5 protein-coding genes are annotated in these 6,186 nt (G+C 68.1%); all 5 read left to right on the top strand.

The features are described 5' to 3' along the window. On the top strand, positions 1 to 2,494 hold a 2,494-nt coding region (locus AC1DIX_RS22485), incomplete at its 5' end, for a motility hub landmark protein FimV (protein WP_477327565.1). 10 nt (positions 2,495 to 2,504) lie between these two features. Then, positions 2,505 to 3,305, top strand: a complete 801-nt coding sequence (gene truA, locus AC1DIX_RS22480; protein WP_442124743.1) for a tRNA pseudouridine(38-40) synthase TruA — start codon at positions 2,505 to 2,507, stop codon at positions 3,303 to 3,305. Between the two features lie 78 nt (positions 3,306 to 3,383). Beyond that, complete coding sequence (locus AC1DIX_RS22475) at positions 3,384 to 4,079, top strand: phosphoribosylanthranilate isomerase (protein WP_477327563.1); 696 nt, start codon at positions 3,384 to 3,386, stop codon at positions 4,077 to 4,079. Next, positions 4,063 to 5,322 (top strand): tryptophan synthase subunit beta, encoded by a 1,260-nt coding sequence (gene trpB, locus AC1DIX_RS22470; RefSeq protein WP_442124745.1) that lies wholly within the window; start codon positions 4,063 to 4,065, stop codon positions 5,320 to 5,322. Before AC1DIX_RS22475 ends, trpB begins: the two co-directional genes overlap by 17 nt. Before the next feature lie 13 nt (positions 5,323 to 5,335). Then, positions 5,336 to 6,136, top strand: a complete 801-nt coding sequence (gene trpA, locus AC1DIX_RS22465; protein WP_477327561.1) for a tryptophan synthase subunit alpha — start codon at positions 5,336 to 5,338, stop codon at positions 6,134 to 6,136. Positions 6,137 to 6,186 lie beyond the last annotated feature (50 nt).

Genomic DNA, 6,186 nt, shown 5'->3' with positions numbered 1-6,186 from the left:
AACGCCGGCCGTGGCGCCGGCCGCATCCGCGGCGGCACCGGCGCCGCAGGCAGCGGAACGTCCGCGCCGCAGCCGCCAGGCCGCCGTTGCCGCCGGCGGCGCCTCCGAATACCGCGTCAAGCCGGGCGACAGCCTGGGCCGCATCGCCGCCCAGCTCAAGCCGGTCGACGTCTCGCTCGACATGATGCTGGTGGCGCTGTACCGCGCCAATCCGGACGCCTTCGTCGGCAACAACATGAACCGCCTGAAGTCGGGCCGCATCCTGTCGGTGCCRTCCGTCGACAGCGTGCAAGGGCTGAACGACGGCGAGGCCCATGGCGTGGTGGTCGCGCATGCGGCCGACTTCAACGCCTACCGCAACAAGCTGGCCGGCCAGGTCGGCAATGCGGAACCGGTCAAGACCCCGCAGGCCGGCCAGAGCGCCGGCGGCAAGATCACCGCCAAGGTCGAGGAACGCCCGACCGCCGCCAACGAGTCCCAGGACCAGCTGCGCCTGTCGAAGGCGCCGGCCGCGGGGCTTGCCACCGGCAAGGGTGCTGCCACGAGCACCGAGGACGCCATCGCCAGGCAGCGCGAGCTGGAAGAAGCCCAGCGCCGCGTGAAGGAACTGGAACGCAACGTCAGCGATCTCGAGAAGCTGGCTACCGTCAAGAGCAAGGGCGGCGCCGAGGCCCAGCAGAACGCCGCCGCGTCGGCGCCGGCTGCTCAGGCTCCGGCTCCGGCCCACGAAGCGCCGCACGACCAGCCGGCGCAGAAGAAGCTGGCGACCATCAAGCCGGCCGCCAAGCCCGCGCCGAAACCGGAACCGGGCCTGCTCGACTTCATCATGGACAACCTGCCGCTGGTCGGCGGCGGCGCGGCCGTGCTGCTGCTCGGCGGCCTGCTGGCTGCCCAGCGCCGCAAGAAGAAAGTGGTCAAGACCGTGGCCGAGCCCTCGGTCATGGGCGTGCCGACCGAACCGGCGCACTCGCTGTTCGCCGAGACGGGCGGCCAGAGCATCGACACCAGCAACAGCGTGTTCAATTCCAGCTTCGCGCCGTCGGCCAGCCAGCTCGATACCAACGAGGTCGATCCGGTGGCGGAAGCCGACGTCTACATCGCCTATGGCCGCGACGCCCAGGCCGAAGAGATCCTGAAGGAAGCCCTGCGCACCCATCCGGAACGCTACCCGGTGCGCCTGAAGCTGCTCGAGATCTACGCCGCCCGCAAGGACCAGCGCGCCTTCGAAACCCAGGCCGGGGAGCTGTACAGCATGACCCGCGGCCAGGGCGAGGAGTGGGCGCAGGCCGCCGCGCTGGGCCTGTCCATCGATCCGCTGAACCCGCTGTACGCGACCGGCGCCGCCCAGGTCGACACCGCCGCGGCGCCGGCCCCGGACGCCCACGTATCGCTGTCGAAGGACTTCGACGATGTCTTCGGCGCCGCCGACCTGACCGCCACCCCGGCGCCGGCTCCCGCCCATGAGCCGATGAGCTTCGAGCAGCACTTCGCCGGCGCGATGGGCACGGCACAGCCGGCCGCCCAGCTTGACACCTTCGCCCCGGCCGCCGCGCCGGCCCCGGCCGAGGACGAGCACACCCTGGACTTCGACCTCGGCGGCCTGGCCTTCGAGCCGGTGCAGGCCGAGGAGCCGAAGCCGGTCCAGGCGCACGACGACGGCCACGTGCTCGACTTCGACATGGGTGGTTTGGATGCCGCACCGGCCGAGGCCACCGCAGCCACGGCGTCGGCCGAGGAGCCGCTCGACTTCTCCTTCGACATGGACTTCGGCGCCCCGGCCGCGAACCCGGTGCCGCAGCCGGCAGTCCAGCCGCTCGAGACCGCGGAAGACCTGCCGTTCGGCGACTTCGACCTGGGCGACACCATCCCGGGCGCCGGCGCGGCATCGGAGATAGCCGCGGCGCCCGCCGACGCGCACAACGAATTCGCGAACAGCGACTTCGACATGGCCAACCTGGCCAAGGAATTCGACCTGCCGCCGCTGCCCGCCGCGCCGGTAGAGACCAGCCCGGCCACCGAGCTGAAGGATCCGTTGTTCGACCTCGACACGATGGACTTCGGCCTGGCCGACGAGGTCAAGCCGGCCGCGGTGGAATCGGCCGCACCGGTTGCCGATCCGGCGCCCGCGCTGTCGCTGGAAGACGAACTGTTCGGCCTGCCCGAGCTGCCCGCCGCGACCCCGGCCCCGGTCGAAACCGCCGAGTACGCGCCGCACGGCATGCTGGAGCCGGTGAAGGTCGAGCCGGCCTTCGACCTGGGCGGCTTCGACCTCGACCTGCCGGGAGAGGCTGCGTCGCCGCAGCTCGAGACGGTGGCGGCGCCGGCCGAGATGTCGGCCACGCACATGGAGATGGAAACCAAGCTGGACCTGGCCATCGCCTACCAGGAAATCGGCGACAAGGAGGGGGCGCGTGAGCTGCTCGAAGAAGTCATCAAGGGCGGCAGCGGCGAACAGGTCTCCAAGGCCAACGCGATGCGCGCCCAGCTTGTGTGAGGCCGGCTGAGTGACAAGAATTGCCCTGGGTGTCCAGTACATCGGCACCGCCTGGAACGGTTATCAGAAACAGCCTTCGCGCGACACGGTCCAGGACCAGCTGGAGATCGCGCTCGAGAAGTTTGCCTGCACCAGGCTCGCCACCACCTGCGCCGGCCGCACCGACGCCGGCGTGCACGCGATCGAGCAGGTCGTCCACTTCGACACGGAACTCGACCGCGCAACCCAATCCTGGGTGCGCGGCACCAACGCCTTCCTGCCGGATTCGATCGTGGTGCGCTGGGCGCACGTGGTCGAGCCCGACGCGGAAGGCCAGGATTTCCACGCCCGCTTCTCGGCCCGCTCGCGCACCTACCACTACGTGCTGTACAACCATCCGAACCCGTCGGCACTGCTGGCCGGACGCGCCGGCTGGGTGTTCCGCCCGCTGGACGTCGAGCGCATGGTTGACGCGGCGCAGCACCTGATCGGCACCCACGACTTCAGCAGCTTCCGCGCCTCCGGCTGCCAGGCGAATTCGCCGGTCAAGCAGATGCACGAGGTAAGCATCGTGCGCCACGGCGACGTCATCGTGTTCACCGTGCGCGCCTCCGCCTTCCTGCATCACATGGTCCGCAACATCGTCGGCTCGCTGATCTACGTGGGCACCGGCCGCAACGAGCCGGGCTGGATGGCCGAGGTCCTGGCCGCCCGCTCGCGCGACGCCGCGGCGCCGACCTTCATGCCGGACGGTTTGTATCTTGCTACAATCGACTACGATCCGAAGTGGGGCTTGCCTCAAGAGGCGACTCCACCCTTGCCTTGGCTGTAGGGTGGGCACTCCGTGCCCGCGCGTAGGCCGGCATCACGCTAACCTCAAACGTGGGCTCGGCGAGCCCACCCTACAATAATGACCCGTACCCGCATCAAAATCTGCGGCATCACCCGCGAACAGGACCTGCGCGCCGCGGTCGCTGCCGGTGCCGACGCCATCGGCTTCGTTTTCTACCCGAAGAGCCCGCGCTACATCGCGCCCGAACAGCTGGCTGCGCTGGCGTCCGCCATGCCGCCCTTCGTCAGCGGCGTCGGCCTGTTCGTGAACGCCGGCGTGGAGCAGGTGCGCGAAGCGGTCGATGCCGGCCCGATCGCGCTGCTGCAGTTCCACGGCGACGAAACCGCCGAGCAGTGCGCGGCGATCGCGGCCGCGGTCAAGCGTCCCTTCGTGCGGGCCTATCGTGTGAAAGCTGACACCAGCGCCCTGGATTTGATAGAATCGGAAGCTCAATACCGCGCCGCCAGCGCCTGGTTCTCGGGCCTCCTGCTCGATACCTGGGTCGATGCCTACGGCGGCGCAGGAAAGGTCTTCGATTGGTCTCTTATCCCAAAAGAGCTCGCGCCTCGGGTCGTTTTGAGTGGTGGCTTGAGCGTGCAAAACGTGACTGGCGCGGTGATGCGCGTACGTCCCTTTGCGGTCGACATCAGTAGCGGTGTCGAGGAAAGCAAGGGGATCAAGGATGCCCGCAAGATAGCCGCGTTCGTCGACGCGGTGCGGGCTGCCGATGCATCACCCGAAACGAGCGAGTCACACCATGAAGGAAGCACCTGAAAAGAACAGCGCCAAGGCCCTGTTCAAGACCCCTGAATATCAACTGCCGGACGCCTCCGGCCACTTCGGTCCCTACGGCGGCAGCTTCGTCGCCGAGACCCTCAGCCACGCCCTGGCCGAGCTGAACGAAGCCTATGCGCGCTACAGCCAGGATCCGGAGTTCCTCGAAGAATTCCGCTACGAGCTGGCGCACTTCGTCGGCCGTCCGTCGCCCGTCTACCACGCCAAGCGCTGGTCGCAACAGGGCTCGGTTGGCAAGCTCGGTGCGCAGATCTTCTTCAAGCGCGAAGACCTGAACCACACCGGCGCCCACAAGATCAACAACGTGATCGGGCAGGCCCTGCTTGCCAAGCGCATGGGCAAGCCGCGCATCATCGCCGAGACCGGCGCCGGCCAGCACGGCGTCGCCACCGCCACCATCTGCGCGCGCTTCGGCCTCGAATGCGTGATCTACATGGGCAGCGAAGACGTCAAGCGCCAGGCCCAGAACGTCTACCGCATGAAGCTGCTGGGCGCGACCGTCGTACCGGTGGAAAGCGGCTCGAAGACCCTGAAGGACGCGCTCAACGAAGCGATGCGCGACTGGGTCACCAACATCGAAAACACCTTCTACATCATCGGCACGGTGGCCGGCCCGCACCCCTATCCGATGATGGTGCGCGACTTCCAGTCCGTGATCGGCGAGGAATGCCGCGTGCAGATGCCGCAGATGACCGGCCGCCAGCCGGACTATGTGGTCGCCTGCATCGGCGGCGGCTCGAACGCGATGGGCATCTTCTATCCCTACATCGACGAAGCCGGCGTCAAGCTGGTCGGCGTCGAGGCGGCGGGCGAGGGCATCGACAGCGGCAAGCACGCGGCTTCCCTCAGTGCCGGCTTCCCCGGCGTCCTGCACGGCAACCGCACCTACCTGCTGCAGGACGAGAACGGCCAGATCATCGAGACCCATTCCGTCTCGGCCGGCCTGGATTATCCGGGCGTCGGTCCCGAACACGCATGGCTGAAGGACATCGAGCGCGCCCAGTACGTCTCGATCACCGATGAGGAAGCGCTGCAGGCCTTCCACGACTGCTGCCGCATCGAGGGCATCATCCCGGCGCTGGAATCCTCGCACGCGATCGCGTACGCGGCCAAGCTGGCGCCGACGCTCGCCAATGACCAGATCATCCTGGTGAACCTGTCCGGCCGCGGCGACAAGGACATGCACACGGTCGCGCAGCGCGCCGGCCTGAACTTCGGTTGATGGGGAGACGAACATGTCCAGAATCGCACAGACTTTCGACACCCTGAAACAGCAGGGCAGGACCGGCCTCGTCACCTTCGTCACGGCCGGCGACCCGGGTCCCGACCTCACCGTGCCGATCATGCACGCCCTGGTGGCCGGCGGCGCCGACGTGCTGGAACTCGGCGTCCCGTTCTCCGACCCGATGGCCGAAGGCCCGGTGATCCAGCGCGCCTGCGAACGCGCGCTGACCTTCGGCATCAGCATGAACGACGTCTTCGACTACGTGCTTGAATTCCGCAAGACCGACCAGCGCACGCCGGTGGTCCTGATGGGCTATGCCAACCCGATCGAGCGCATGGGTCCTTCGGAATTCATCCGCCGCGCGCAAGCCGCGGGCGCCGACGGCGCCATCGTGGTCGATTATCCGCCGGAAGAATGCGAAGCCTTCGCGGCCGAGATGAAGGCGAACGACCTCGACCTGATCTTCCTGCTGGCCCCGACCTCGACGGTCGAGCGCGTGAAGCAGGTGGCGCGCCACGGCGGCGGTTTCAGCTACTACGTCTCGCTGAAAGGCGTGACCGGCGCCGGCGGCATCGACACGGCAGACGTCGCGCGCCGCGTGGCGGCGATCCGCGAGCATGTGAAACTGCCGATCGGCGTCGGCTTCGGCATCCGCGATGCGCAGACGGCGAAGTCGGTGGCGGCGGTGGCGGATGCGGTGGTGATCGGCAGCCGCATCATCCAGGAGCTGGAGAACACGCCGAAGGAAAAAGGTCCGGAGGCCGTGCGGGCTTTCGTCGCCGGCATCCGCGCTGCGCTCGACGGCAAGTAAGCGGGATCTATTTGCAGCAAACAGACCGGGGCCACGCGCCCCGGTTTTTC

The sequence above is a fragment of the Massilia sp. 05N420 genome, from assembly GCF_056397205.1.
This window is presented reverse-complemented; position numbering and strand designations above follow the sequence as displayed.

Bases quoted from the DNA above. Each gene is read 5' to 3' on its own strand.
- trpA (WP_477327561.1), top strand. From the start codon at position 5,336: ATGTCCAGAATCGCACAGACTTTCGACACCCTGAAACAGCAGGGCAGG.
- AC1DIX_RS22475 (WP_477327563.1), top strand. From the start codon at position 3,384: ATGACCCGTACCCGCATCAAAATCTGCGGCATCACCCGCGAACAGGAC.
- trpB (WP_442124745.1), top strand. From the start codon at position 4,063: ATGAAGGAAGCACCTGAAAAGAACAGCGCCAAGGCCCTGTTCAAGACC.